The sequence below is a fragment of the Pseudomonas frederiksbergensis genome (assembly GCF_001874645.1).
Lineage (GTDB): Bacteria > Pseudomonadota > Gammaproteobacteria > Pseudomonadales > Pseudomonadaceae > Aquipseudomonas > Aquipseudomonas frederiksbergensis_B.
This window is the reverse complement of sequence record NZ_CP017886.1, coordinates 4,282,604-4,307,614: the sequence shown is the minus strand read 5'-3', so window position 1 is coordinate 4,307,614 and position 25,011 is coordinate 4,282,604. Positions and strand designations below refer to the sequence as shown.

Sequence of the window (25,011 nt, the reverse complement as noted above, 5' to 3'; positions counted from 1 at the left end):
GTGAATGACGCGCCTACAAACTGCTACTGACTTTCGTCGCGACCTGCGCCGGCACCCAGCCTTGCCACACCTGTGGTTGTTCACGCAGGAAGGCTTGTGCGACTTCGCGCGGCTTTTGGTGTTTTTCGCTCATTTGGCCGAGGGTCTGGTTCAGCAGATCGATCGGTAAAGCGACGTTCTCGAAGAACGCCACCAGGTCCGGGTAGTGTGCCTTGAACGGTGCCGATACGCCGATGGCCAGGTTGGCCGGCATCGAGCGCGTACCTTTGGGGTGCGGGTTGTTGGCGTCGGCCAGGGTTTTCCAGGCCTCGGCATCGAAGGCCGGTTCGTCGAGTTTCACCAATTTGAAACGCCCCAACAGCGGTGTCGGCGACCAGTAATAGAAGAGCACCGGTTTGCCACGCCGAATCGACGAACTGACCTCGGCATCCAGCGCCGCACCCGAGCCGGTGCGGAAGTTGACGAAGCTCTCGGTCAACGCATAGGCCTTGAGCTTCTGGCTGTTGACGATCTCCGAAGTCCAGCCGGTCGGGCTGTTGAGAAAGCGTCCGCGAGTCGGGTCTTCCGGATCCTGGAACACGTCCTTGTAGCGCGCCAGATCGGCTACCGATTTCAGTTCCGGCGCCAGCGCTTTGATCCCGCGTTCGGGGTCGCCCTTGATCACGTATTCCGGCACCCACCAACCTTCGGTGGCGCCTTTGACGGTATCGCCCAGACCGAACACTTTGCCCTCGGCCTGTGCCTTGATCCAGGCCGGACTACGCCCCGCCCACTCCTCGCCGATGACCTGAATATCATCCTTGGCCAGCGCGGCTTCAAGGCTGACGGTGCTGCCTGGCAGGGTGTCGGTCGGATAGCCGTAACCTTTCTCGACGATCAACCGCAGGATCTCGGTGATCAGGCTACCGCTTTCCCAGGCGATGTCACCGAAGTGAATCGGCGCGACTTTTTCTGCGGCGGGTGCCGGAGTCGCGCTAAGGCTTGCAGCCAGCAGCAAACTGCCAAGCAGGGGTTTGAATGATCTCATGCGGACCTCTGAAAGCTGGATTTTCTGGACGATGAATGAAGACAGGATTGGTCGCTCCACAGGCTGCAGAGCGCCTGGGAACGGGCCATATAAACGCTGACCGAGCGCTGGGAAATGCCCAGTTCACGGGCAATTTTCGGGTACGTCAGGCCTTCGAACCGGGATAACAGGAACGTTGCCTTGACCTTGCCCGGCAAGCGTGCAAACGACCGCTCCAGGCCATTGAGCACTTGCTGCACCTGGATAACGTCTTCAGGTGACGAACGTGGGCAGGGCTGCTCATGCAGCAACTGATCAAGGTGCTCGTGCTCCAGATCGCGGCGGCGCCAGGACCGATAAATCAGGCGCTTAGCGATGGTGCCAAGCAGCGCGCGAGGCTGACGGATCGGCAGCAGCTGCGGTGAACAAAGCAACTGCTCGAAAGTCTGCGCGGCAATGTCTTCGGCACTGGCGCTGGAGTCGAGGTGGCGACGCAATCGCAAGCACAGCCATTGATAATGACTGCGAAACAATCCGCCCACGTATTCGCTGTGAGAAAGGTCGGTGCCGGACATGGAGGCTCCAATTAATAGGGTTGCGCTGTATGTCCGGTGGTCCGGTGCAGCGATCCTAACAAGAAGCCTTATTCTTTAATAATACTTAAAATCTATTTTTATATATTATTTGGAAATATAAATAACCCAATAGCCCCACGCTCGTTTCAACCCTCAACGCAAGCGTCCAAACCCCAGTTCTTCGGCCTCTTGCCGGTAATTGAGGATGATCTGATAGTCGCTTTCAGTGGCCGGCAAAACCTCGTGGAGCCCCAGGATTTCAGCCACCTCGGGCAGTTCATTCAACGTCTGATTCATCACCCCACGAAGGTGCTCGACGTGCTCATCCGTCAGGCTGGCAACGCCGATATACGGCAAGGTCGGGCTGAACGCACTGCGCGCCATGACTCGTAAACCTTCGACTTCCTGCGGCGCATGCCGCGCCAGATACGCGAAGGTCACGCTGTCGATGGCCGCCAGATCCGCGCGCCCGTCACGCAGCCAGCGCATGCTTTCACGGTGACTGCCGCTGACCGCAACGCAGGAGAAAAACTGACCATTGTGTTGCAACGGGGCGATGCGCTGACGCAGCAGATTCATGCCGCTGTTGGAGTCCTCGCCATTGATCACCGCTCGGCACCCCCGCAGCGCCGGTAGCGTTCGACGTGGATCGTCGGCACGCGTCAGCAGCAAGCTGCAATGATTGCCACTGCTGCTGTCCGGCAGCTCATAACGCGGTCGACCGATCACCCGCACTCGCCCGCGCAGTGCCGTCATCAGTGGATAGCCGCAGGTCTGAGTGAGCAGTAATTGCGGGGCCAGCCAAAGCTCGATCAACGACAAGCCTTCAGCACTCAAGCGAGTGACGCCGAGCCGCTCGACGATGCGTGTCAGCCACTGTTCATTGGCTTGGCGTATCGGCTCGGGGGCGACGTACATCAGTAACTCTGCAAAACCTGAAATCATGCGCGGTTCTCAACTGAAAGGATGCTGCGGACTGTCCACGGGACTGAGCCCGTGTTGACGCAACAGCTCACCATAGCCGCGCACCAGAAACCCGCCACTGCGCGCCTGCCATTGCTCGCGCCGTACGCGATAGACCTGCGGTAAATAAAACCACGGCAAGCCTGGCAGATCGTGATGCACCAGGTGCAGGTTCAGGTTGAGGAACAACCAGCGCCAAGGCCAGGCAGCTTCGTTGAGCACCGTACGTTTTTGCGACTCGGGATGTGGGCGATGTTCATAGTAGGAACGGATCATCGCCACCGACAATGCCGGCACGCTGATCAACAACAGGTAATGCCAGACGGGAACCACACTGTAACGAGCGATGAAGGCCAGCATCAGCACGGTCAACACACCGTGGGTCAGCCACATCAGCCAGGCCTGGCGATTGCCTTGGCGCAAGCGCTGGAATTGTTCTTTGGCCAGCGCCAACAAGGCCAGCGGCGCACCGACGGCGAAGCGCCCCAGTACGGTTTTGTTCAGCCAGTGCAGGCTGCGCTCAAACACTGAACTGCCCTGCCACTGCTGCGCGCTCACGTAGCGACTTTCCGGATCGCGGCCCGGTAACGTCAGGTCTTCGTCGCGGTGATGTAAAAGGTGGCTGTCGCGGTACAAGGTGTACGGGTACCAGACGGCAAAAGGTGCGTAACCGAGGAGTTTGTTCAACGAGGTAAAGCGCGTCGGGTGCCCGTGCAACAGCTCATGCTGGACCGACATCCACAGCACCACGATCGGTATCAGCAGCAGCGTACTCAGCCACAGTCCTAGCCAGGCGCTGGCCAGCAGCACGCCAAACCAGGCCCCGTAGACGCCAATCAGCAGCAGCCAGGTCGGCCATTCGCTGCGACCGGCAAACGTTCGGCGCAGGGCTTCGATTTCTTCACGCTGGTTTTGATCAAGGTAATAGGACATGGCTCGGCTCAGAACAGGACAAGCCAACAGACGAATGTCGGCCTTATCCCCTTCTGTGCAACGGCGCAGGGAAATCTTGCAGATCGATGGGTTATTTATTTAGAAGTGAACGCGGAGCCCGATTGCCGGGCTCCGTCAAAGCGGGCTCAGTGCCCGAACACATCGACCTTTTTGGCCTTCTTGTCAGCGCGTTTTTCAACGGCAGTCTTGGTCGGTTTCTTTTTCGCCGCTTTCTTCGAATCCATGCCTTTGCTCATGATGCACGCTCCACTCACTGGGAATATGAGATCAGGTATACACCTATCTCGTAGCGCTGGTTCTTTTATAATAGGTCCATTTTGCGCAGCGACCCTCTTGCACATGCCCAACACCCAGTACACCCAGCTTGCCGAGCCACTGTGGCCGTTGCTGAACAAGTTCTACCGCCGTCACCAGTCATCGATGAAGGCCGTTCGCGACGCTCAACTGTGGGTGGGCAAGCGCGACGAAATCATTGCCGGGCTCTGTTTGCGGCCGATGGCGGAGGGGTTTTGGCTGACGGGATTATTTGTCGACCCGGCCCTGCGGGGACAAGGCATCGCGGCCGCGTTGATGGCCCAGGCGCTGTTACAGATCAAGGCACCGGTGTGGCTGTTCTGCCACCCTGACTTGCGCGAATTTTATGAACGTAATGGCTTCACCGCAGGCCCGTTGTTGCCCTATGCACTGGCCGAGCGCCTGGCTCGCTACAACCGCAGCAAGCCAATGATTGCCATGGGCCTGGAGCCGGGCAAGTAATCAGCGAAGATCAAAAGATCGTCCGAACGCGGCCCGAACCTTCGGCAGCTCCTACAAAGTTTTGCATGCACCTGTAGGAGCTGCCGAAGGCTGCGATCTTTTAGCGCTTTTAGTCATCAGCCGAAGGATCCAGATCAGGGAACATCACCTCGGTAAACCCGAACTTGCGAAAGTCGGTGATCCGCGACGGGTACAACCGGCCGATCAGGTGATCGCATTCGTGCTGCACCACACGGGCGTGAAACCCCGAGGCGATGCGCACAATCGGCTGGCCTTTGGGATCGAAGCCTTCATAGCGAATGTGCTGATAACGCTCCACCGCACCTCGCAGTCCCGGTACCGACAGGCAACCTTCGAAGCCCTCTTCCAGCGTCGGATCAAGCGGCGTAATCAACGGGTTGATCAGGATCGTCTGCGGTACGGCATCGGCGTCCGGGTAACGTTCGCTGTGCTCGAAACCGAAGATCACCAGTTGCAGGTCGACACCAATCTGCGGGGCTGCCAGGCCGACGCCGCCGACACTTTCCATGGTCTGGAACATGTCATCGATCAACTGCCACAGTTCGGGGCTGTCGAACATGCTGGCCGGTACCGGTGGAGCAATACGCAGCAGACGCTCATCGCCCATTTTCAGAATTTCACGGATCATCGTCAGGCTTCGTCAGTGGTCGGGTCGAGCGAGTGGTCCCTGCCCAGTCCCGAAACGTGTTGTTTTTCGTCGTGTTCGCCGAAGTCCTTTGCGCCAGGATTCTTGCCTTCGGTCGACATGTGATCGATCACCGCATTCATTTCCGCGCCGAGCAACAGCACCGCAGCGGAAATGTAGAAGTACAGCAACAGCACGATGATCGCGCCGATACTGCCATACATGGCATTGTAGTTGGCGAAGGTTTTGACGTAATAACCAAAGCCCAGCGACGCGATGATCCACACCACCACCGCCAGCACCGAGCCGGGGGTGATGAAGCGAAATTCCTGCTTCACGTCAGGCATCACGTAGTACATCAAGGCCACGGCGACCATCATCAGGATCACGATCACCGGCCAGCGCAAAATCGTCCACAGCGTGACGATGAACTCCTCCATGCCGATCTGCGACGCAATCCACTCCATCACTTGCGGGCCGAGCACCATCAAGGCTGCTGCGACCAGCAGCATGCCGGCAACGCCAACGGTGTAGAAGATCGACAGCGGAAAGCGCTTCCAGATCGGCCGGCCTTCGACCACATCGTAGGCCGCGTTCATCGCGCTCATCATCAGCCGCACACCTGCCGAGGCGGTCCACAGGGCGATGACGATACCCACCGAGAGCAAGCCACCCTTGGATTGCTGGAGCTGGTCGATCACCGGGTTCACTTGTTCCAGCGCTTGCGGCGGCAACACCAATTCCGATTGCAGGCGCAGCCAGGTAAAGAAGTCCGGCAGGTGCAGGAAACCGATCAGGGCAATCAGAAACAGAATGAAGGGAAACAGCGAGAACAGCATCTGATAGGCCAGCGCCGAGGCATAGGTCGACATCTCGTCATTGATGAACTCGGTGACGGTGCGCATCATCACGCGGTGCAAGGGCAAGCCTTTCAACTCCGGGAAAATCATAGCGTCTCCTTTCGCCGCAAAAAAAGTTGAAGTCGGGGGCGACTCAGGGGCCGTTTCCTGCACCAAAGTAACCTACTTGGCGACTTTGGAACAATTTCAGGGGGGTAAATAACAAAAGTCGACAAAAAAACGGCCATCCGTAGATGGCCGTCGCACTGCATTAACGCGGGCTATCGGCTCAGGCTTTATCGACGGTTTTCTTGATCGCATCTTTAACCTTGCCGAGCGCTTGCTGGGCTTCGCCTTTCTTTTCCTGAAGCTTGCCTTCGGCTCGCAGCTTGGGGTTGTCGGTGGCTTTACCCACGCCTTGCTTGACGTTGCCGACCACTTCGTTGGCCAGGCCTTTAACTTTATCGCCAGTGCTGCTCATGGTATTTCTCCTGTGAACATTCAAAGGTCAGTCATTACTTAGGGGTTGACCGGTGGGTGTTGCACAGAGTTTCATTTATTTTCACCGGGTCATTTCATCCGCACATGCAGGTTGGGCTTTATGTTTGCAGGCTTTCCCCCGAGAATGCGCAACGTATTCAGGCCGTGGCGCTGAAGATCCAATCCCGTAGGAACGTTATGAAACTTGATAAAAAGCAGGCCATTGCCCGCAGAAACCAGGAACTCGGCGGTGCAGTGCTTGGCGTCAACAACTGCCATTTCACCGAATTGAACCGCAACCGCAACATCTGGTGGTTTGATATCCCGGTTGCGCGTCTGGCCATTGGTCAGTACGAGTGGGTTCACCTCCTGATGCACACGCCCGCCACCGACGAACTGCTGCACCTGAAAGTACCGACGGTGTTTCTGCGCGAGAAGCTCGAAGGCCTGGTGGTGCGCAACGAAGGCAAGCGCAAGGCGGCCCTGAGCCTGGAGTTGAGCGCCGACAAGGACTCGTACCTTCAGGACATGCGCCCGGCCGGCACCAACGTCAATTTCGCGCAGTTCCGCCTGTAACAGTAAAAGATCGCAGCCTGCGGCAGCTCCTACGCCGAGCGCGCTCCCCTGTAGGAGCTGCCGCAGGCTGCGATCTTTTGATCTGAAGAAACAAAAGCCCCGCATCTGCGGGGCTTTTGTTTGACTAGGCGCTGACCTTCTTCAAGCCGAGTTTCTTCAGCTCTTCATCGCGCAGTTCGCGACGCAGGATCTTGCCCACGTTGGTGGTCGGCAGCGCATCACGGAACTCGACGGCTTTCGGCACTTTATACCCGGTAACGTTGGCACGCATGTGCGTCATCACCTGCTCTTTGGTCAGGGTGACACCCGGTTTGGCGACGATGAAAATCTTGATCGCCTCACCCGACTTCTCATCCGGCACGCCAATGGCCGCGCATTGCAGCACGCCCGGCAAGGTGGCCAGCACGTCTTCGAGTTCGTTCGGGTAGACGTTGAAACCGGAGACCAGAATCATGTCTTTCTTGCGATCGACAATGCGCATGTAACCATCTGGCTGGATCAGCGCGATGTCACCGGTCTTCAACCAGCCTTCGCTGTCGAGAATTTCATCGGTGGCTTCCTGGCGCTGCCAGTAGCCCTTCATCACTTGCGGACCTTTTACGCACAGCTCACCGATTTCGCCCAGTGGCTGTTCAACACCCGCGTCGTCGATGACTTTGCACAGGGTCGACGGCACCGGAATACCGATCGTGCCCACCTGAATGTTCTGGTTTGGATTGACGGTGGCTACCGGGCTGGTTTCGGTCATGCCGTAACCTTCGCAGATGGCGCAACCGGTTACGGCTTTCCAGCGTTCGGCAGCGGCCAGTTGCAAGGCCATGCCACCGGACAAGGTGATTTTCAGTGCCGAGAAGTCCAGCTTGCGGAACGCTTCGCTGTTGCACAGCGCCACGAACAAGGTGTTCAGGCCGACAAAACCGCTGAACTTCCACTTCGACAGTTCCTTGACCATCGCCGACAGGTCGCGCGGGTTGCTGATCAGGATGTTGTGGTTGCCGATCAGCATCATCGCCATGCAATGAAAGGTGAAGGCATAGATGTGATACAGCGGCAGCGGCGTGATGAGGATTTCGCAACCTTCATTCAGGTTGGAGCCCATCAGGGCCTTGCACTGCAGCATGTTCGCCACCAGGTTGCGGTGGGTCAGCATTGCACCTTTGGCCACGCCGGTGGTGCCGCCCGTGTATTGCAGCACGGCAACGTCGCTGCTGGTCGGGTTGGCTTCGGTCACGGGCTGGCCGTGGCCTTTACTCAACACGTCATTGAACTTGATGGCCTTGGGCAGATGGAATGCCGGGACCATCTTCTTCACGTACTTGATGACGCTGTTGATCAGCAAACGCTTGAGCGGTGGCAGCAGGTCGGCCACTTCGGTCACGATGACGTGCTTGACGCCAGTCTTGGGCACCACGACCTCGGCCAGGTGCGCCATGTTCGCCAGGCAAACCAGCGCCTTGGCGCCGGAATCGTTGAATTGGTGTTCCATTTCCCGCGCGGTGTACAGCGGGTTGGTGTTGACCACGATCAAGCCGGCGCGGATAGCACCAAACACGGCGATCGGGTATTGCAGCAGGTTTGGCAGTTGCACGGCAATTCGATCGCCCGGCTGCAAATCGGTATGCTGTTGCAGGTAAGCGGCAAAAGCACCCGACAATTCGTACAGCTCACCGTAGGTGAGTGTCTTGCCGAGGTTACTAAAGGCCGGTTTGTTGGCGAAGCGTTGGCAGGATTGCTTTAACACTGCCTGAATATTCGGATACTCGTCTGGATTGATATCGGCAGCAATTCCAGCTGGGTACTTATCCTTCCAAAAGTCTTCGATCATGGAAGCCCACTCCTCAGCAACGCGAATTCTTCACCGCATTTTGCGATTATTATTGGTGTGTGTTTTTTATTGGTGTCTTTTTATTGGTGAATCCGGCTTTTACCTAGGCCGAGAAGTCACAAAGCGCGCCGAGAGTAGCAGCTTTGCCAAGGGCCTACTAGAGCCAAAAGAAGCCTCCACAGTCACGTTCTCGACTCAAGACAACTCAATAGTCAATTTTAGAGCAAAGATTCTATAGCGCCTTTAAACGCTCTGGAATGAGCCTTTCAAACGAAAAAGATCGCAGCCTGCGGCAGCTCCTACACGTACACACCGCACGTAGGAGCTGCCGCAGGCTGCGATCTTTTTGGAACACCACCGTCTACGATCTGTCAGGCTATATCACGCAGCTCCCGCCGCAATATCTTGCCAACCGGCGTCATCGGCAGCGACTCACGCAGCACGATGTGTTTGGGCACCTTGTAGGCGGTGAAGTTCTCCTTGCAGTAAGCCTTCAGCTCTTCAAGGCTGATACCCGCTTCACGCGCCACCACAAACAGTTTCACCGCTTCCCCGGAGCGTTCGTCCGGCACACCGATCACCGCGCAGTTGGCGACTTTCGGGTGTGCCATGACCACGTCCTCGATCTCGTTCGGGTACACGTTGAAACCCGAGACGATGATCATGTCTTTCTTGCGATCGACAATTCGTACGAACCCGTCCGGGTCGATCACCGCGATGTCGCCGGATTTGAACCAGCCGTCGGCATCCAGCACCTCGGCGGTGGCTTCGGGTTTCTGCCAGTAGCCTTTCATGATTTGCGGGCCCTTGATGCAAAGCTCGCCGCGCTCGCCCATGGGCTGCTCGACGCCGTCATCATTGATGACTTTCAACGTGGTGCCCGGCACTGGCAGGCCAACCGTACCAATACGTGACTTGTCGCCATACGGGTTGGTGCAGGCCACCGGCGAGGTTTCGGTCAAGCCGTAGCCTTCGGTGATTCGGCAACCGGTCAGCTGTTCCCAACGCTCGGCGGTGGCCTTGACCAGCGCGGTGCCGCCGGAATTGGTGAGTTTGAGGCTGGAGAAGTCCAGAGTCTTGAAGTCCGGATGATCCATCAGTGCGACGAACAGCGTGTTGAGCCCCAGCAGCGCCGAGAACCGCCAGTTTTTCAGTTCTTTGATGAAGCCGGCGATGTCCCGAGGATTGGTGATCAGCACGTTGTGGTTGCCGGTGACCATCATGCACATGCAGTTCGCTGTGAAGGCATAGATGTGGTACAGCGGCAGCGGCGCGATCATCACTTCCTGACCTTCGCGCAACAGCGGTTTGCCATCGCTGCCGAACTGGCCGAGACAGGCCCGGGCCTGCTGCATGTTGGCAACCAGGTTGCCGTGGGTCAGCATCGCGCCCTTGGCCAGCCCGGTGGTGCCGCCGGTGTATTGCAGCACGGCGACATCATCGAGGCTGACCTTCAATGGCTTGATGCCCTGGCCGCGGCCCAGGCGCAACGCGCTCTTGAAGGAAATCGCCTGCGGCAGGTCGTAGGCCGGCACCATTTTCTTGACCTTGTCGACCACGGTGTTAATCAGCCAGCCCTTGGCAGTCGACATCAGGTCGCCCATCTTCGCTTCGATCAGGTACTGAATCTCGGTGTCGGGCAGCACTTCCTGGACCTTCTGCCCGAACACATTCAGGTACACCAGCGCCCGGGCGCCGGAATCCTTGAACTGGTGACGCATTTCACGCGCGGTGTACAGCGGGTTGGTGTTGACCACAATCAGCCCGGCACGCAGCGCGCCGAACACGGCAATCGGATAATGCAGGACATTGGGCATCTGCACCGCGATGCGATCGCCGGGCAGCAGGTCGGTCTGTGTTTGCAGGTAGCCGGCGAAAGCCGCGCTGTAGCGCTCCAACTCGGCATAAGTGAGCGTCACGCCCATGTTGCTGAACGCCGGACGGTCAGCGAATTTCTTGCAGGAACGCTCGAACACCTCGATGACCGACTTGTAGGCACCCAGATCGATATCATTGGGTACGCCGGCCGGGCGTTTGTCATTCCAGAAATCAGGTTGCATTGTACTTGTCCTCTTTACCTGAGCGAATCCGGGCCGCCTCTCTGTGACGCTGAAAAGCGGAGCTTCTGGGACACTAGCAGCTATGGTGATTCAGGCAAATATACGCACCGGCGTCATTGATCGTGTGAATCTTGCTGCTGAGGGACACCCACATCGCACGCCCTGCGGTTGATGAGCTATACAATGCAACGACGCCGAGCCTAAACGAAACCGTGCAAAGGAATCGCCATGATCCACGACACATTCTGGTTGACCGCGAGCGACCACAGTCGACTTTTCGTCAACCAGTGGCTGCCTGAAGGCCCGTTAAAGGCGGTGATTCTGCTGTCCCACGGGATGGCTGAACACAGCGGCCGTTATGCGCGGCTGGCGCAGGCTTTATGTGCCGAGGGTTACGGCGTCTATGCGCTGGACCAGCGCGGCCATGGCAAAACCGCCGAAAACGGCGTGCTCGGGCATTTCGCAGACAAGGACGGTTGGCACAAAGTGGTCGGAGACCTGGCCAGCCTTAACCAACACATCGGCCAACACCATCCCGGCGTACCTATCGTGCTGCTTGGCCACAGCATGGGCAGCTACATCGCCCAGGCGTACCTCCTGCACCATAGCGCCAGCCTGTACGGCGCCGTACTCAGTGGCTCGAACTTCCAGCCAGTCGCGCTCTACCGCGTAGCGCGCCTGATTGCACGCTTCGAACGCTGGCGTCAGGGGGCTACCGGTCGCAGTGCCTTGATCGAGTGGTTGTCGTTCGGTTCATTCAACAAGGCCTTCAAGCCCCATCGCACCGCATTCGACTGGCTCAGCCGCGACCCGGACGAAGTCGACAAGTACGTCCACGATCCGCTCTGTGGCTACCGTTGCACCAACCAGCTGTGGATTGACCTGCTCGGCGGCTTGCAGCAAATCAGCAAAGCGTCCAATCTCGCGGAGATCGATCCGGGCCTGCCGTTGCTGGTGATCGGTGGTGAATGTGATCCGGTGAGCGAGGGCAAACGTCTCAAGGCTCTGGCCGACGCACTGCGCGGCGCCGGAAGCCAGTGCATGCAGCTGAATATCTACCCGCAAGCACGGCACGAACTGTTCAACGAGAGCAACCGCGATGAAGTGACCGCGGACCTGCTCAAATGGCTGGCTCAGGCACTGAGCCATCGCCGGCCACCCCGAACCGAATAATGTTTGGTTATTTCACTTAACTCGTCACAGGATTCAAGACACATGACCCAGGTTACCAATACCCCGTACGAAGCCCTCGAAGTCGGCCAGACCGCCAGCTACAGCAAGACCGTCGAAGAACGCGACATTCAGCTGTTCGCGGCGATGTCCGGCGACCACAACCCGGTGCACCTGGACGCCGAGTTTGCGGCAGCGAGCATGTTCAAGGAACGCATCGCCCACGGCATGTTCAGCGGTGCGCTGATCAGCGCCGCCGTCGCCTGCGAGCTGCCTGGGCCGGGGACTATTTATATCGGTCAGCAAATGAGCTTTCAGAAGCCAGTGAAAATCGGCGACACCCTGACCGTACGCCTGGAAATTCTCGAGAAACTGCCGAAATTCCGCGTGCGCATCGCCACTCGGGTATTCAACCAACGCGATGAGCTGGTCGTGGACGGTGAGGCCGAGATCCTCGCACCGCGCAAACAGCAAACCGTGACACTGCCAACGTTGCCAGCGATCAGTATTGGCTGACAACAAAGATCGCAGCCTGCGGCAGCTCCTACAGGGTTTTGTGTACATCTGCAGGAACTGCCGCAGGTTCGGGCCGCGCTCGGACGATCCTTTGATCCAAGCCCTTTCCTTTACCTGCACGCTCGCCGTCATCCCCGAGCACAAAAAAACGCCAGACTGTTTGAATCAAGACGACCGATCGATGAATCCCGAAAAGCTTGAACTGCTGATCACCCGCGAAATGCCCTTTGGCAAATACAAGGGGCGCATCATTGCCGACCTGCCCGGCCAATACCTGAACTGGTTCGCCCGCGAGGGTTTTCCCCACGGTGAATTGGGTGGCTTGTTGGCCCTGATGCAGGAAATCGATCACAACGGACTGTCCGACTTGCTCGACCCGCTGCGCGCCAAGCACGGCAAACCCAAACCTCGCCACTGACCACCCATGGAAGGAGTTGCCCCATGCCCGAAAACACTCGCCGCGCCCTGGATGAAACTTTTTGGCGGACATTCGCCGACCGCTACGAGGTCCAGCCAGGTCCGATCAACCTTGAGAACGGTTACTTCGGCCGCATGTCGCGTACCGTGGTCGAGGAGTATCAGCGCAACATCGAACTCATCAACCGCAGCAACTCGGTGCATGTGCGCCAGCGCTTCGAAAAACTCGAAAGCGTAGAAATACGCGGGCAGCTAGCCAAGCTCTTACGGGTGCCCGCCGAGGCGGTTGCCCTGACCCGCAGCGCTTCGGACGCGCTGCAATCGCTGATTCGCAACTACAACGGCTTGCAGCCGGGCGATCAGGTGCTGCTCTGCGATCTGGAATACGACACGGTCAAAAGTGCGATGCGCTGGCTGGCACGCCATCGCGGTGTCGAAGTGATCGAGATCGAACACTCCCACCCCGCCAGCTTCGAGACACTGGTGGCGAGCTACCGCGAGGCGTTCGTGCGTTATCCACGGCTCAAGCTGATGGCGCTGACCCACGTCACCCATCGCACCGGCCTGGTGATGCCGGTCAAGGCGATTGCCGCGGCGGCCAAAGAGCACGGGGTCGACGTGATCCTCGACGGAGCCCACGCCCTCGGCCAGATCGAATTCAACCTCGATGAACTGGGTATCTCTTTTGCCGGCTACAACCTGCACAAATGGATCGGTGCACCGCTGACCCTGGGTTTTATTTACATCGCACCACAACGTCTGGTCGACATTGACCCCGACATGGGCGAGTTTCATTTCCCGGTCACCGACATCCGCTCACGCACGCCTTACAGCACGTCCAACATTCCGGCACTACTGACCTTGCCGCTGGTGTTCGAAGAGCATCATTCCATCGGCGGAGCGGCCGCCAAGGGTGCGCGGCTCAATTACCTGCGCAATCTGTGGGTCGAGGCCGTTCGCGACGTGCCGGGCATTGAAGTCATGACCCCGGATGACCCGCGACTGTATTGCGGCATCACCTCGATGCGTTTCACCCGGCATGCCGACCAGCAAGCGATGGTCGACCGCCTGCTCAACGACTACAACCTGTTCACCGTGGCCCGCAGCGGTTCGGCGTGCGGCAGCTGTATTCGCATTACACCGGGCCTGACCAGCACCGCACAAGAAATGCGCCTGTTGGCACAAGCCCTGATTGAACTGAGTTGAGGCAATAGTTGCCAAGGTTTGCAGGCAAAAAAAAACGGCGCACTGACCAAGTGCGCCGTAAAGCCGTAGAACACAACTACAACGATCCTGCGTAAAAAACAGCCGACAAAACCAATCAGTCCAGCAGGGCCAACGCCTCGGCGGTGCACGCCTGGATTCGTGCCCAGTCGCCGTTCTTGATCCACTCCGGATCAAGCATCCAGCTACCGCCAACGCACATCACGTTTTTCAGCGCCATGTAGCTCTTGATGTTGGCTGGGCCAACGCCGCCAGTCGGGCAGAAGCGCACTTCGCCGAACGGGCCGCCAAGGGCTTTGATGGCTGCCACACCACCGCTGACTTCCGCCGGGAACAGCTTGAAGCGGCGATAGCCCAGGGCGTAGCCCTCCATGATCCCGGAGGCGTTGCTGATACCCGGCAACAGCGGAATCGGGCTGGCGACGCTGGCTTCCAGCAGGTCGCGGGTAATGCCTGGGGTCACGATGAACTGCGAACCGGCGGCTTCAGCGGCGGCCAGCATCGTGCGATCGAGTACGGTGCCGGCACCGGTGACCAGCTCCGGACGCTGCTCACGCAGAATCTGGATGGCCTTGAGTCCGAACTGCGAACGCAGGGTCACTTCCAGGGCCGTTAACCCACCCGCTGCAAGGGCATCGGCCAGTGGCAGAATGTCTTGCTCACGGGCAATGGTGATCACCGGCAAAATCCGCGCCTTGACGCAGAGGCTGTCGATCAGGGCAACTTTGTCCGCCATGGAAACGGTCGGTTGAGTGTTTGTCATAGCGGCTGATCCTTGGCTCATGGGCACCAGTAAATCTCTAACGTGGGTTGCAGAAACGCACGAATCGGCATTGCGGCGACATCGTCACCGGCCAGTGCGGCACTCAGGGTGGTCAACTTGGACTGACCGGAAATCGATAGCACGGTGAACTGTGCCGAGGCCAGCAGCGCACGACTCATGGTCAGGCGCTGATGCGGCACCGTCGGCGCCAGCATCGGCCAGCAACGACGCGTGCCGTCGGCCTGCAAGGCGTCGGCGAGGTTCGGGCTATTGGGGAACAGCGAAGCCGTGTGACCGTCGTCGCCCATCCCCAGCACCAGCACGTCGATTGCCGGCAACTCGGCGAGCAAGCGGTCGGCTTGTTCGGCAGCGTGTTCGAGGCTGGCAGTGGCGCTGTAGAGGCCAAGAAACTTTGCCTTGGCCGCCGGGCCTTGCAACAGATAGCGCTTGAGCAGACCGGCATTGCTGTCAGCGTGTTCCACCGGCACCCAACGCTCGTCGGCCAGGGTCACCACAACCCTTGACCAGTCCAGAGCCTGCTTGGCCAGATGCTGGAAAAACGCCACCGGGCTGCGTCCGCCGGACACTACCAGCGTCGCGGTGCCCCGGGCATCGATGGCGTCGCCGAGGTGCTTGGCCACTGTCAGTGCCAGGCCTTCAGCCAGCAACACCGGGCTGCGAAACTCATGAGCGCTGACGCCCTGAGGCAGTTTGAATTCAGATATCGCCATACCACGACCTCCCGTCCCGCGTGATCAGTGCAATGGAGCTCATCGGTCCCCAGGAGCCCGCCGCATACGGCTTGGGCGCATCACCGGACTTCTTCCACCCGGCGATCAGCTGGTCACACCACTTCCACGCGGCTTCGATTTCATCTTTACGGACAAACAGGTTCTGATTGCCGCGCATCACTTCCAGCAACAACCGCTCGTAGGCATCGGGGATCCGCGCGCTGCGATAGGTATCGGAAAAATTCAGCTGCAACGGACCGCTACGCAGCTGCATGCCCTTGTCCAGGCCTTGTTCTTTGGTCATCACGCGCAAGGAAATACCTTCGTCCGGTTGCAGGCGGATGATCAGTTTGTTGCTGATCTGCAAGCGCTGCTCGGGAGCGAAGATGTAGTGCGACGGTTCCTTGAAGTGGATGACGATCTGCGACAGTTTCTGCGGCATGCGTTTACCGGTACGCAGGTAAAACGGTACGCCGGCCCAACGCCAGTTACGGATGTCGGCACGCAGGGCGACGAAGGTTTCGGTGTCGCTCTGGGTGTTGGAGTTCTCTTCCTCCAGGTAACCCGGCACCGACTTGCCTTCGCTGTGACCGGCGATGTACTGGCCGCGTACCACCTGGGTGGTCAGGCCTTCCGGGCTGATCGGTGCCAGCGCCTTGAGCACTTTGACTTTCTCGTCACGAATGCTGTCGGCCGAAAGATCCGCCGGCGGGTCCATGGCGATCAGGCACAGCAGTTGCAACAGGTGGTTCTGAATCATGTCCCGCAGTTGGCCAGCCTTGTCGAAATAGCCCCAACGGCCCTCGATCCCGACCTTCTCGGCGACGGTGATTTCCACGTGGGAAATGTAGTTCTGGTTCCACTGGGTTTCGAACAGGCTGTTGGCGAAACGCAGGGCGATCAGATTCTGGACCGTCTCTTTGCCCAAGTAGTGGTCGATGCGGTAAGTGCGGTTTTCCGGGAAGTACCGCGCCACCGCGTCGTTGACCTTGCGCGACGACTCGAGGTCCGAACCGATCGGTTTTTCCAGCACCACACGGGTGTTTTCGGTCAGACCGACCTTCGCCAGGTTCTCGCAAATCGCACCGTACACCGCAGCCGGCGTGGCGAAGTAGGCAATCATCCGCTGCGCCGTGCCGGCCAGTTCGGCCAAGGCGACGTAGTCGTCAGACGTGAGGAAGTCGACATGCAGGTACGTCAGGCGTGCCAGGAAGCGTTCGATCACGACGCCGTCGAGTTCCTTGTCATCGACGTAATGACGCAACTCGCTGGCAATAAAGGCCAGATGCTCTTGCTCGCTGCCCGGTTCACGGGCCAGTGCGATAATGCGCGTGTCCTCGTGCAGCAGGCCAGCGCCATCCAGTTGGTACAAGGCAGGAAACAGCTTGCGCAGGGCCAGATCGCCCAAGGCGCCGAACAAGGCAAAGGTGCACGGTTCAACCGTAATCGATGGCATGATGTTTGTTCTTTTATCAAGTTAAGCTACAAATACCTTTTTTTAAGGCATCGCTCAAGGAAAAATGTAGTAATAACCACAACATTTTTCCAAAATACAGATTCCAAGTGGTGGTCGGTCGGGGCCATCAGTAGGATAGGCCACCATTATGGGCCGCTTCACAGGCCCAATCTGCATAGCCGACCTAAGGAACATGAATGGACCGCGTGCGAAATTTACTGGAACAAATCCAGAATCGCCTTGCAGACCTGAACAAGGCCGAACGCAAGGTCGCCGAAGTGATCCTGCACAACCCGCAGCAGGCCACTCGCTTCAGTATTGCCGCCCTCGCCCAAGCCGCTTCGGTCAGCGAGCCGACGGTCAACCGTTTCTGCCGTTCGTTCGGTGTCAGCGGCTACCCGGAACTCAAACTGCAACTGGCCCAGAGCCTGGCCAGCGGCGCGGCGTATGTCAGCCGCGCAGTGGAAGCCGACGACAACCCTGAAGCCTATACTCAGAAGATCTTTGGCAGCGCCATCGCGTCGCTGGACAGCGCCTGTCAGGCACTGGACCCGAACCTGATCAGCCGCGCCGTGGACTTGCTGATCCAGGCCCGGCAGATCCACTTCTTCGGTCTCGGTGCATCAGCTCCGGTGGCGTTGGATGCGCAGCACAAGTTCTTCCGCTTCAACCTGGCGGTCACCGCCCACGCCGACGTGCTGATGCAGCGGATGATTGCCTCGGTGGCGCACACGGGCGAACTGTTCGTGATCATTTCCTACACCGGCCGCACCCGCGAACTGGTTGAGGTGGCGCGCATTGCCCGCGAGAACGGCGCCTCGGTGCTGGGTCTGACGGCCGAGGGTTCGCCGCTGGCCAAGGCCAGCACCTTGAGCCTGAACATCCCGCTGCCGGAAGACACCGACATCTACATGCCGATGACGTCGCGAATCATCCAGCTGACAGTGCTCGACGTGCTCGCCACCGGCATGACCCTGCGCCGCGGCGTCGACTTCCAACCGCACCTGCGCAAGATCAAGGAAAGCCTCAACGCCAGCCGGTATCCGATTGGGGATGAGTTTAATTAGGACGCTTCGCGTAAAAGATCGCAGCCTGCGGCAGTTCCTACAAAGGATCGGCGTACGCCCGTAGGAGCTGCCGCAGGCTGCGATCGTTTGATCTTTCTTACACCCCGACCCTTGCCTGCAAACTCAAATGCGCCCGTTCTCCCGGTGCCAGGCTCAGGCTGTCGGTGCCTCCGCTGGCCGCCTCTACGCAGACAAACTCCGAGATCTCGTTCCAGCTCACGCCCAGCAGCGGCCGTGACCCGGGATGCCAGACCACCGTGTCGGCACTGTCGCCGGTGTCGATGCACAACTGGCGTTGCCAGGCGTGGTCCTTGAGCTGCAACTCGCCCTCGTGCTGAAACACCCGCTGACAGCCGCCCTCCACCCGCAACTCGCCTTTTTGCTCGCAAAACTCGCGTTTGAGCTGATCATAACCTTGTGCGCCATCGAGCCCAGACAGCGCTATCTCACCAACATCACCAATACGCCAATAGGCGTGCAATGCATGGCTCAACTGGCACGGCAGACTGTCCTGATGTTCGGTGCTCAGACGCAAATCCATACGTTCACCCAAGTGCGCGTGCAGGTCCACCTGCCAGTCACACAGCTGCAATTGCCAATGCAGGCGTACGCCATCGTCAGCGGCACTGCTGTCGATCAGTTTCCAGTCGATCAGCCGCGCCCAACCATGGGAGGGCCAGGCATTTTCGCTCGGATGACGGCCATACCAGGGCCAGCACACCGGCACGCCACCGCGAATCGCCCCGACCTGCGGCCACTTCGCCGCGCACCAGAGCCAGGGCTTTTGACCCGTGGGCTGGAAATGCAGCAACTGCGCGCCCTGACGACTGAACACCGCCTGACACAGCGGATGGTCGATCACCAGCACCTCGCGCTGCTGATAGCGCTCCCAGGCAAACACCGGGCGCTCGCGCAGGGATTTGAAGAAGCGTTGTAGCGGATGCTCATGCATGTGCCGCGGTCCTGAAAATCATTTGTCCTACCTGATCGTTCCCACACAGAGCGTGAGAACACGATCTGTATCAGGGGTCGCGCCGCCCCCAAAAAAAAGCGGACAGCCTTGGCCATCCGCAAATATGCGCACATAGAGAGGAGCTTATCGCAACAGCGTTAGAACACCGACTGAATTTTCAGACCGGCCACCAGCGCGTTGTCGACTTCATCGACACCGCCCGGGTGAGTGATGTATTGCAGGTTAGGACGCACAGTCAGCCAGTTGGTAACGTGGAAACCGTAGTTGATCTCGTAGTTGTACTCGGTGGCACGCAGTGGCGAGAACAGCGGATTGTCGTAGTCGGTGACACCATTGGCGGCGTTGACCAACTCGGCGTTTCTCTTCACGTCATCGTTGACATGGATACGGGCAAAACCGATCCCGACGTCATCTTTTGGACGTGCGTCGAATGGGCCCTTGTACACAAACATCAGCGACTGGTAGTTGTCGACGACGTTGGTGTCCTTGTCGTGGAAAGTGGCGTTGGCCGCGATGTTCAGACCGCGAGAAGCGTCACCGTTGTGGCTGGTGAGTTGCTGCTGCGCAACGAACCAGTAGCCGTGCTTGCTATTGTGAACGCGGTAGCCGTCACCGGTGGTCGCGGCGTCCTGGCCGTTGCTGTCCTCACGAACGTCATTGGCGTCGGCCGTACTCTTGTAGTAACCCACACGGTACTCGCCCGGCAGGTTGTTGACCTTCGGCGACCAGACCAGTTCGACCGGCAAGACGGTGCCCTTGGTACCACTGCCGCTGAGCTTGAAGCCGTTACCGTGCTCCAGTTGCGATGGGTTCTGGTTGTACGCGCCGATCTGCGCATAGAACTCAGGCGTGATGTTGTACTTCACGCGCAGGGCCGCCTGCATGACCGGCCAGTTGAACCAGATACCGGTCGCCCAGTTACCCGCTTGAGAACCGCAGAATGCCAGGTTCTGGAACTCGCAAGGGAAGGTATTGAAGTCTTCGCCTTCACCGAAGTAACCGGCTTTGACGTCCAGTTTACCGTCGAGGAACTGGTGCTGGACCCACAATTGGGTCAGACGGACCATATGGCCACGGCCGTAGACTTCCTGGGAGGAACTCAAGGTGCCGGCACGCGGGTCGCCGACACGGTCATTGGAGATGTTCTGACCGTTACGGTTGGTGAGCTGGATCTTGGCCTGGGTGTTATCCCAGCCCATCAGTTTTTGCAGGTCCAGCGCCACGCCCAGGCCAAACTGGTCGGCGTAACGCGCAGTCTTGTCGTCGTTGTAGCCGCCGTGGAGGTTGCCGCCCACTTCACCGACGTAGTCCGCCTTGATGTCGATACCTTGTTCGATCAGCTTGGTCCGCTCGCCACCCCAGTCACCCGTCATCCACTTGGAATCGGCGCTGAACGCGTCAGCCGCGTATACGTTACCGGCCAGGGTCATCACCGCAACAGCCGACAACTGGCAGATAAGCTGAGCGTTGTTCTTCTTCTTCATCCCTACATCCTCGTCTTTATTGTTATTAACTGTTTTTATCTAACGCGGTTTACAGCGGTTGCGACGGGTGACTGGCCACTCGCCGCAGATCCCCCTGTGGGAGCGGACTTGCTCCCACCTTGATCTTCATCTGCCTTTGAATTGAGCGACGTTGGCACCGCGAGCGTCGGCTTGCGCTTGACCTGCCGTCCCCAGACGTTCGCCAGTCTTGGCATCAAACAGCAGCACTTTCGATGGATCGAATTGCAGCGTCAGGGTCTCGCCGACCGCCGGTGCAACGTCCGGCGCCAGACGGCAGCAGACCTTGGTTTCATTGAGATTGACGAACACCAGGGTGTCGGGACCGGTTGGCTCGGTGACCTGGACTTCGGCGCGAATGGTCGGCAGGCCGTTGGCCTCGCCGCTCGCCAGAACGATCTGCTCCGGACGCATGCCGAGGATCACTTCGCGATCTTCAAGACCGGCGTCCTGCATGCCCAGCGGCAGCTCGCAACGCGCCTGGCCGCTGTCGAGCAACGCCAGCAGACGGCCGTCCTTGCGCTGCAAACGCAGGGGGATGAAGTTCATCGGTGGCGAACCGATGAAGCTTGCAACGAACAGGTTGGCCGGGTCGTTGTAGATCTGCTTCGGCGTGCCGAACTGCTGAATGATCCCGTCCTTCATCACCGCCACTTTATCGCCCAAGGTCATGGCCTCGATCTGGTCGTGAGTCACGTAGACCGTGGTGGTTTTCAGGCGCTGGTGCATCAGTTTCATTTCGGTGCGCATCTCGACGCGTAGCTTGGCGTCGAGGTTGGACAGCGGTTCGTCGAACAGATAAATCTTCGGCCGCCGCGCCAGCGCACGGCCCATGGCCACGCGCTGTTGCTGACCACCGGAAAGCTGGCCGGGTTTGCGGCCGAGCAGGTGTTCGATTTGCAGCAACTTGGCCACCCGCGCCACTTCTTCGTCGATTTCGGCGGCCGGCATTTTGCGAATCTTCAGGCCAAAGGCGATGTTGTCGCGCACGCTCATGGTCGGGTACAGCGCATAGGACTGGAACACCATGGCGATGTCGCGATCCTTGGGACTCATGCCGCTGATGTCAGCGTCGTCCACCAGAATCGCCCCGCCGCTGATGTTTTCAAGGCCCGCGATGCAGTTCATCAAGGTCGACTTGCCGCAACCGGACGGGCCGACGAGGATCAGGAACTCACCGTCATCGATCTTCAGTTCGATGTTTTTCAGGGTATCTGGCAAGCCGCTGCCGTAGGTCTTGTTGACGTTGCGTAATTCGAGAGTTGCCATGTTCTACCCCTTGACCGCGCCGGACGTCAGCCCACGCAGGAAATACTTGCCAGCGAATATGTAGACCAGCAGTGTCGGCAACCCGGCGATCATCGCCGCCGCCATATCAACGTTGTATTCCTTGACCCCGGTGCTGGTGTTCACCAGGTTGTTCAGGGCCACGGTGATTGGCTGGGCATCGCCGCTGGCGAAGACCACACCGAACAGGAAGTCATTCCAGATCTGGGTGAACTGCCAGATCAGGCAGACCATCACGATCGGAATCGACATCGGCAGCAGGATCTTCCCGAAGATGGTGAAGAAGCCCGCGCCATCCAGCCGCGCCGCTTTCACCAGCGCATCCGGAATGCTCACGTAGTAGTTACGGAAGAACAGCGTGGTGAACGCCAGCCCGTAGACGATGTGCACCAGCACCAGACCGGTGGTGGTATTGGCCAGGCCGAGTTTGCCGACGGTGAACGAGGCTGGCAGCAGCACGGTCTGGAACGGCAGGAAGCAGCCGAACAACAGCAAGCCGAAGAACAACTGCGAGCCACGGAAGCGCCACATCGACAGCACATAACCGTTCATTGCACCGATGAAGGTCGAGATCAGCACCGCCGGCACGGTGATTTTCACCGAGTTCCAGAAGTAGCCGCCCACGACGTCCCAGGCCTTGATCCAGCCAATGCCATCAATCACTTGTGGCCAGCTCAAGAGGTTGCCGGTGCGAATGTCTTCTGGCGATTTGAAGCTGGTCAGCAGCATCACCACCAGCGGAATCAGGTACACCGCGGCGGCCAACAGTAAGGTCGCGTAGATCGCTATGCGGCTAAAGCTGATGGCAGGCTTGCCAAGCTGATTACTCATGGCGTTTGCCTCGCAGTTCGGAGTACAGGTATGGCACCAGAATCGCCAGGATCGCGCCGAGCATCATCATCGCGCTCGCCGAACCAATCCCCATCTGGCCACGACTGAAGGTGAAGGAATACATGAACATCGCCGGCAAGTCGGAGGAATAACCGGGACCGCCCGCCGTCATCGCCGCCACCAGGTCGAAGCTCTTGATCGCGATGTGCGCCAGAATCATGAAGGCGCTGAAAAACACCGGACGCAGGCTCGGCAGGACGATCTTCAAATAGATGGTCGGCAGGCTCGCACCGTCGACCTGAGCGGCACGGATGATCGACTGATCAACACCTCGCAGGCCGGCCAGAAACATCGCCATGACAAAGCCCGAGGCTTGCCACACCGCAGCGATCACCAGGCAATAGACCACGCGATCCTGATCCACCAGCCAGTCCAGCCGAAAACCTTCCCAGCCCCAGTCACGCAGCATCTTGTCCAGGCCCAGACCTGGGTTGAGCAGCCATTTCCAGGCGGTACCGGTGACGATCATCGACAGCGCCATCGGGTACAGGTAGATCGTGCGGATGAAGCCTTCCTTGCGAATGCGCTGATCGAGCAGCACCGCCAGAAACACCCCGAGCACCAGACTGATGCCGATGAACATGCCGCCGAAGACCGCGAGGTTCTTGCTCGCGACCCACCAGCGGTCGTTCTCCATCAACCGGATGTATTGCTGCAGGCCGACCCACTTGTAGCTCGGCATGAAGTTGGAATTGGTGAAGGACAGAACGAATGTCCAGAGGATGTAACCGTAAAAGCCAACCAGGACGATCAGCATGCTCGGCGCCAAAACCAGTTTGGGGAGCCAGCGCTGCAATGCGTCGAACGGTGAGGCTTTGCTGAAAACCGCCACAGAGCTCATCGGGATAATCCAGTTGAAGAAGTGAAATCCAGACCGAACGCCCCCGCTACACGAACCAAAGCTCATGCAGGGAGACGAAGATCAGGGGTTTGCCGCAGGTCAGGCCCGCGGCGGTCCTGGTGTTACTGGGCGGCTTTGATGGCCGATGCCAGTTGGGCGCTGGCCTTGGCCGGGTCAGCGTTCTTGTCGTTCATGAAGTTGGTCACCACATCGAAGATCGCACCCTGTACCGCCAGGGACGTGGCCATGTTGTGCGCCATGCTCGGCTGCAGGCCGCCGGTTTTCTCGTCAGCCAGGAAGTCCTTGGCCGACGCCTGGGCGCAGGCGTCGAAGCCCAGCGTGCTCATGTCATTGAGCATGTCGGTGCGCACCGGGATCGAACCTTTGTTGATGCTGAAGACCTTCTGGAAGTCTTTACCCAGCGCGACCTTGGCCAGGTCCTGCTGAGCGGCGATATCGCCGGTGCGATCAGCCTTGAGCTTGAACACCGCGAGGGAGTCGATGTTGTAGGTGAAGGCCTTTTCAGTGCCCGGGAACGGCACGCACTGATAGTCCTTGCCGGCTACCTTATGGGCGGCGGTCCATTCGCTTTTGGCCCAGTCACCCATCATCTGCATGCCAGCTTTGCCGTTGATGACGTCGGCGGCAGCGATGTTCCAGTCACGACCCGCGCGGTTGGGGTCCATGTAACCAGTGAGTTTTTTCAGCTCGGTGAACGACTTGACCATTTCCGAACCGGAAAGGGTTTTCTGGTCCAGATCGACCAGGGCTTTCTTGTAGCCATCAGCGCCCATGACCGAGAGCACCACGTCTTCAAACACGGTGCTGTCCTGCCAAGGCTGACCACCGTGGGCCAGGGCAATAAAGCCTGCGGCTTTCAGTTTGTCGCCAGCGGCATAGAACTCTTCGAGGGTGGTCGGGGCTTTTTCGATACCGGCTTTCTTGAAGACTTCCGGGTTGATCCACAGCCAGTTGACGCGGTGAATGTTCACCGGCACAGCGACGTAATCGCCTTCGTATTTGACGGTGTCGGAGACTTTCTTCGAGAGCAGGCCATCCCAGTTTTCAGCTTTGGAAACGCCTTTCAGGGCGTCAGTGCTGAGCAGGCCAGTGCTGCCCCACTCCTGAATGTCCGGGCCTTTGATTTGCGCAACACCCGGCGGGTTACCTGCTACGGCGCGGCTTTTGAGTACGGTCATGGCCGTAGCGCCACCGCCGCCGGCGACTGCACCGTCCTTCCAGGTGAAGCCGTCTTTTTCGACTTGAGCCTTGAGGACATCGACCGCTGCTTTTTCACCGCCCGACGTCCACCAGTGCACGACTTCCACGGAACCTTTGGAATCGGCGGCAAGGGCGCTGAGAGGAAATAACGAGGCGAGAGAAATGACAGTGGCGAGGCGAGAAATCGCATTCATCTGAAGTACCTTTCTTGTTGTTATGCATGCAAGTCTGGTGCTTGCGCTGCAAACGAGTTTAAACAGCGTAGATCGCTT

Annotated in this window: 25 protein-coding genes; 7 read left to right on the top strand and 18 right to left on the bottom strand. The window is 58.8% G+C overall.

Annotated elements, in window-relative coordinates; all coding sequences use genetic code 11:
- Positions 1-13 precede the first annotated feature (13 nt).
- The 4 genes from BLL42_RS20595 to BLL42_RS20580 all read right to left on the bottom strand — a co-directional run bounded on the left by BLL42_RS20595 (position 14) and on the right by BLL42_RS20580 (position 3,477).
- Positions 14-1,027, bottom strand: a complete 1,014-nt coding sequence (locus tag BLL42_RS20595; protein WP_071553729.1) for an ABC transporter substrate-binding protein — start codon at positions 1,025-1,027, stop codon at positions 14-16.
- On the bottom strand, positions 1,024-1,581 hold the full coding sequence (locus tag BLL42_RS20590; protein WP_071553728.1) for a sigma-70 family RNA polymerase sigma factor: 558 nt from the start codon (positions 1,579-1,581) through the stop codon (positions 1,024-1,026). Before BLL42_RS20590 ends, BLL42_RS20595 begins: the two co-directional genes overlap by 4 nt.
- A gap of 153 nt (positions 1,582-1,734) precedes the next feature.
- A complete protein-coding gene (locus BLL42_RS20585; RefSeq protein ID WP_071553727.1) occupies positions 1,735-2,526 on the bottom strand; it encodes a phosphate/phosphite/phosphonate ABC transporter substrate-binding protein in 792 nt (263 codons plus the stop codon).
- Between the two features lie 9 nt (positions 2,527-2,535).
- Entirely contained in the window at positions 2,536-3,477 is a 942-nt protein-coding gene (locus tag BLL42_RS20580) for a fatty acid desaturase (protein ID WP_071553726.1), read from the bottom strand.
- Between the two features lie 360 nt (positions 3,478-3,837).
- Here BLL42_RS20580 and BLL42_RS20575 point away from each other — a divergent pair, with 360 nt between their 5' ends.
- Positions 3,838-4,254: a GNAT family N-acetyltransferase gene (locus tag BLL42_RS20575; RefSeq protein ID WP_071553725.1), complete on the top strand. Its 417-nt coding sequence runs from the start codon at positions 3,838-3,840 to the stop codon at positions 4,252-4,254.
- 109 nt (positions 4,255-4,363) lie between these two features.
- Here BLL42_RS20575 and def read toward each other — a convergent pair whose 3' ends face one another.
- From def to BLL42_RS20560, 3 genes are all read right to left on the bottom strand, one after another.
- Complete coding sequence (gene def, locus BLL42_RS20570; protein ID WP_071553724.1) at positions 4,364-4,903, bottom strand: peptide deformylase; 540 nt, start codon at positions 4,901-4,903, stop codon at positions 4,364-4,366.
- Positions 4,904-4,905: 2 nt separating this feature from the next.
- On the bottom strand, positions 4,906-5,850 hold the full coding sequence (locus BLL42_RS20565; protein WP_071553723.1) for a YihY/virulence factor BrkB family protein: 945 nt from the start codon (positions 5,848-5,850) through the stop codon (positions 4,906-4,908).
- A 178-nt stretch (positions 5,851-6,028) separates the two neighbouring features.
- Positions 6,029-6,220 carry a CsbD family protein gene (locus BLL42_RS20560; RefSeq protein ID WP_071553722.1) on the bottom strand — a complete coding sequence of 64 codons (192 nt, stop codon included), beginning with the start codon at positions 6,218-6,220 and terminating at the stop codon, positions 6,029-6,031.
- 197 nt (positions 6,221-6,417) lie between these two features.
- Here BLL42_RS20560 and BLL42_RS20555 point away from each other — a divergent pair, with 197 nt between their 5' ends.
- Positions 6,418-6,795 carry a hypothetical protein gene (locus BLL42_RS20555; RefSeq protein ID WP_071553721.1) on the top strand — a complete coding sequence of 126 codons (378 nt, stop codon included), beginning with the start codon at positions 6,418-6,420 and terminating at the stop codon, positions 6,793-6,795.
- A gap of 124 nt (positions 6,796-6,919) precedes the next feature.
- On the opposite strand, the gene fadD1 is transcribed toward BLL42_RS20555, so the two are convergent.
- Both fadD1 and fadD2 read right to left on the bottom strand, forming a co-directional pair.
- A complete protein-coding gene (gene fadD1 / locus BLL42_RS20550) occupies positions 6,920-8,620 on the bottom strand; it encodes a long-chain-fatty-acid--CoA ligase FadD1 (protein WP_071553720.1) in 1,701 nt (566 codons plus the stop codon).
- Between the two features lie 371 nt (positions 8,621-8,991).
- Positions 8,992-10,680, bottom strand: coding sequence for a long-chain-fatty-acid--CoA ligase FadD2 (fadD2, locus tag BLL42_RS20545; protein WP_071553719.1), 1,689 nt, complete (start codon positions 10,678-10,680; stop codon positions 8,992-8,994).
- Between the two features lie 228 nt (positions 10,681-10,908).
- Here fadD2 and BLL42_RS20540 point away from each other — a divergent pair, with 228 nt between their 5' ends.
- The 4 genes from BLL42_RS20540 (at position 10,909) to BLL42_RS20525 (ending at position 13,989) form a co-directional block, all read left to right on the top strand.
- Positions 10,909-11,853, top strand: a complete 945-nt coding sequence (locus BLL42_RS20540; protein ID WP_071553718.1) for an alpha/beta hydrolase — start codon at positions 10,909-10,911, stop codon at positions 11,851-11,853.
- A 42-nt stretch (positions 11,854-11,895) separates the two neighbouring features.
- The gene (locus BLL42_RS20535) at positions 11,896-12,366 is read left to right on the top strand and encodes a MaoC family dehydratase (RefSeq protein WP_071553717.1); all 471 of its coding nucleotides are present in this window, start codon (positions 11,896-11,898) and stop codon (positions 12,364-12,366) included.
- Positions 12,367-12,547: 181 nt separating this feature from the next.
- The gene (locus BLL42_RS20530) at positions 12,548-12,784 is read left to right on the top strand and encodes a DUF3820 family protein (protein ID WP_071555809.1); all 237 of its coding nucleotides are present in this window, start codon (positions 12,548-12,550) and stop codon (positions 12,782-12,784) included.
- A gap of 23 nt (positions 12,785-12,807) precedes the next feature.
- Positions 12,808-13,989, top strand: coding sequence for an aminotransferase class V-fold PLP-dependent enzyme (locus BLL42_RS20525; RefSeq protein ID WP_071553716.1), 1,182 nt, complete (start codon positions 12,808-12,810; stop codon positions 13,987-13,989).
- A gap of 115 nt (positions 13,990-14,104) precedes the next feature.
- Here the strand turns inward: BLL42_RS20525 and BLL42_RS20520 are convergent, their stop codons facing one another.
- The 3 genes from BLL42_RS20520 to zwf are packed head-to-tail and all read right to left on the bottom strand — an operon-like array spanning position 14,105 to position 16,957.
- Complete coding sequence (locus BLL42_RS20520; protein WP_071553715.1) at positions 14,105-14,770, bottom strand: bifunctional 4-hydroxy-2-oxoglutarate aldolase/2-dehydro-3-deoxy-phosphogluconate aldolase; 666 nt, start codon at positions 14,768-14,770, stop codon at positions 14,105-14,107.
- 17 nt (positions 14,771-14,787) lie between these two features.
- Positions 14,788-15,501, bottom strand: coding sequence for a 6-phosphogluconolactonase (gene pgl / locus BLL42_RS20515; RefSeq protein WP_071553714.1), 714 nt, complete (start codon positions 15,499-15,501; stop codon positions 14,788-14,790).
- The gene (gene zwf, locus BLL42_RS20510; protein WP_071553713.1) at positions 15,488-16,957 is read right to left on the bottom strand and encodes a glucose-6-phosphate dehydrogenase; all 1,470 of its coding nucleotides are present in this window, start codon (positions 16,955-16,957) and stop codon (positions 15,488-15,490) included. Before zwf ends, pgl begins: the two co-directional genes overlap by 14 nt.
- Before the next feature lie 206 nt (positions 16,958-17,163).
- Between zwf and BLL42_RS20505 the strand changes: the two genes are divergently transcribed.
- Positions 17,164-18,024, top strand: coding sequence for a MurR/RpiR family transcriptional regulator (locus BLL42_RS20505; RefSeq protein ID WP_174553370.1), 861 nt, complete (start codon positions 17,164-17,166; stop codon positions 18,022-18,024).
- A gap of 97 nt (positions 18,025-18,121) precedes the next feature.
- Here BLL42_RS20505 and BLL42_RS20500 read toward each other — a convergent pair whose 3' ends face one another.
- From BLL42_RS20500 to BLL42_RS20475, 6 genes are all read right to left on the bottom strand, one after another.
- Positions 18,122-18,976 carry a D-hexose-6-phosphate mutarotase gene (locus BLL42_RS20500; protein ID WP_071553711.1) on the bottom strand — a complete coding sequence of 285 codons (855 nt, stop codon included), beginning with the start codon at positions 18,974-18,976 and terminating at the stop codon, positions 18,122-18,124.
- A gap of 158 nt (positions 18,977-19,134) precedes the next feature.
- Positions 19,135-20,481: a carbohydrate porin gene (locus BLL42_RS20495; RefSeq protein WP_071553710.1), complete on the bottom strand. Its 1,347-nt coding sequence runs from the start codon at positions 20,479-20,481 to the stop codon at positions 19,135-19,137.
- A gap of 126 nt (positions 20,482-20,607) precedes the next feature.
- Entirely contained in the window at positions 20,608-21,768 is a 1,161-nt protein-coding gene (locus BLL42_RS20490; protein ID WP_071553709.1) for an ABC transporter ATP-binding protein, read from the bottom strand.
- Between the two features lie 3 nt (positions 21,769-21,771).
- Positions 21,772-22,617, bottom strand: a complete 846-nt coding sequence (locus BLL42_RS20485; RefSeq protein ID WP_019693217.1) for a carbohydrate ABC transporter permease — start codon at positions 22,615-22,617, stop codon at positions 21,772-21,774.
- The gene (locus tag BLL42_RS20480; protein ID WP_071553708.1) at positions 22,610-23,518 is read right to left on the bottom strand and encodes a carbohydrate ABC transporter permease; all 909 of its coding nucleotides are present in this window, start codon (positions 23,516-23,518) and stop codon (positions 22,610-22,612) included. The genes BLL42_RS20485 and BLL42_RS20480 overlap by 8 nt, the downstream gene beginning before the upstream one ends.
- 122 nt (positions 23,519-23,640) lie before the next feature.
- Entirely contained in the window at positions 23,641-24,933 is a 1,293-nt protein-coding gene (locus BLL42_RS20475; protein ID WP_071553707.1) for an ABC transporter substrate-binding protein, read from the bottom strand.
- Between the last annotated feature and the right edge of the window lie 78 nt (positions 24,934-25,011).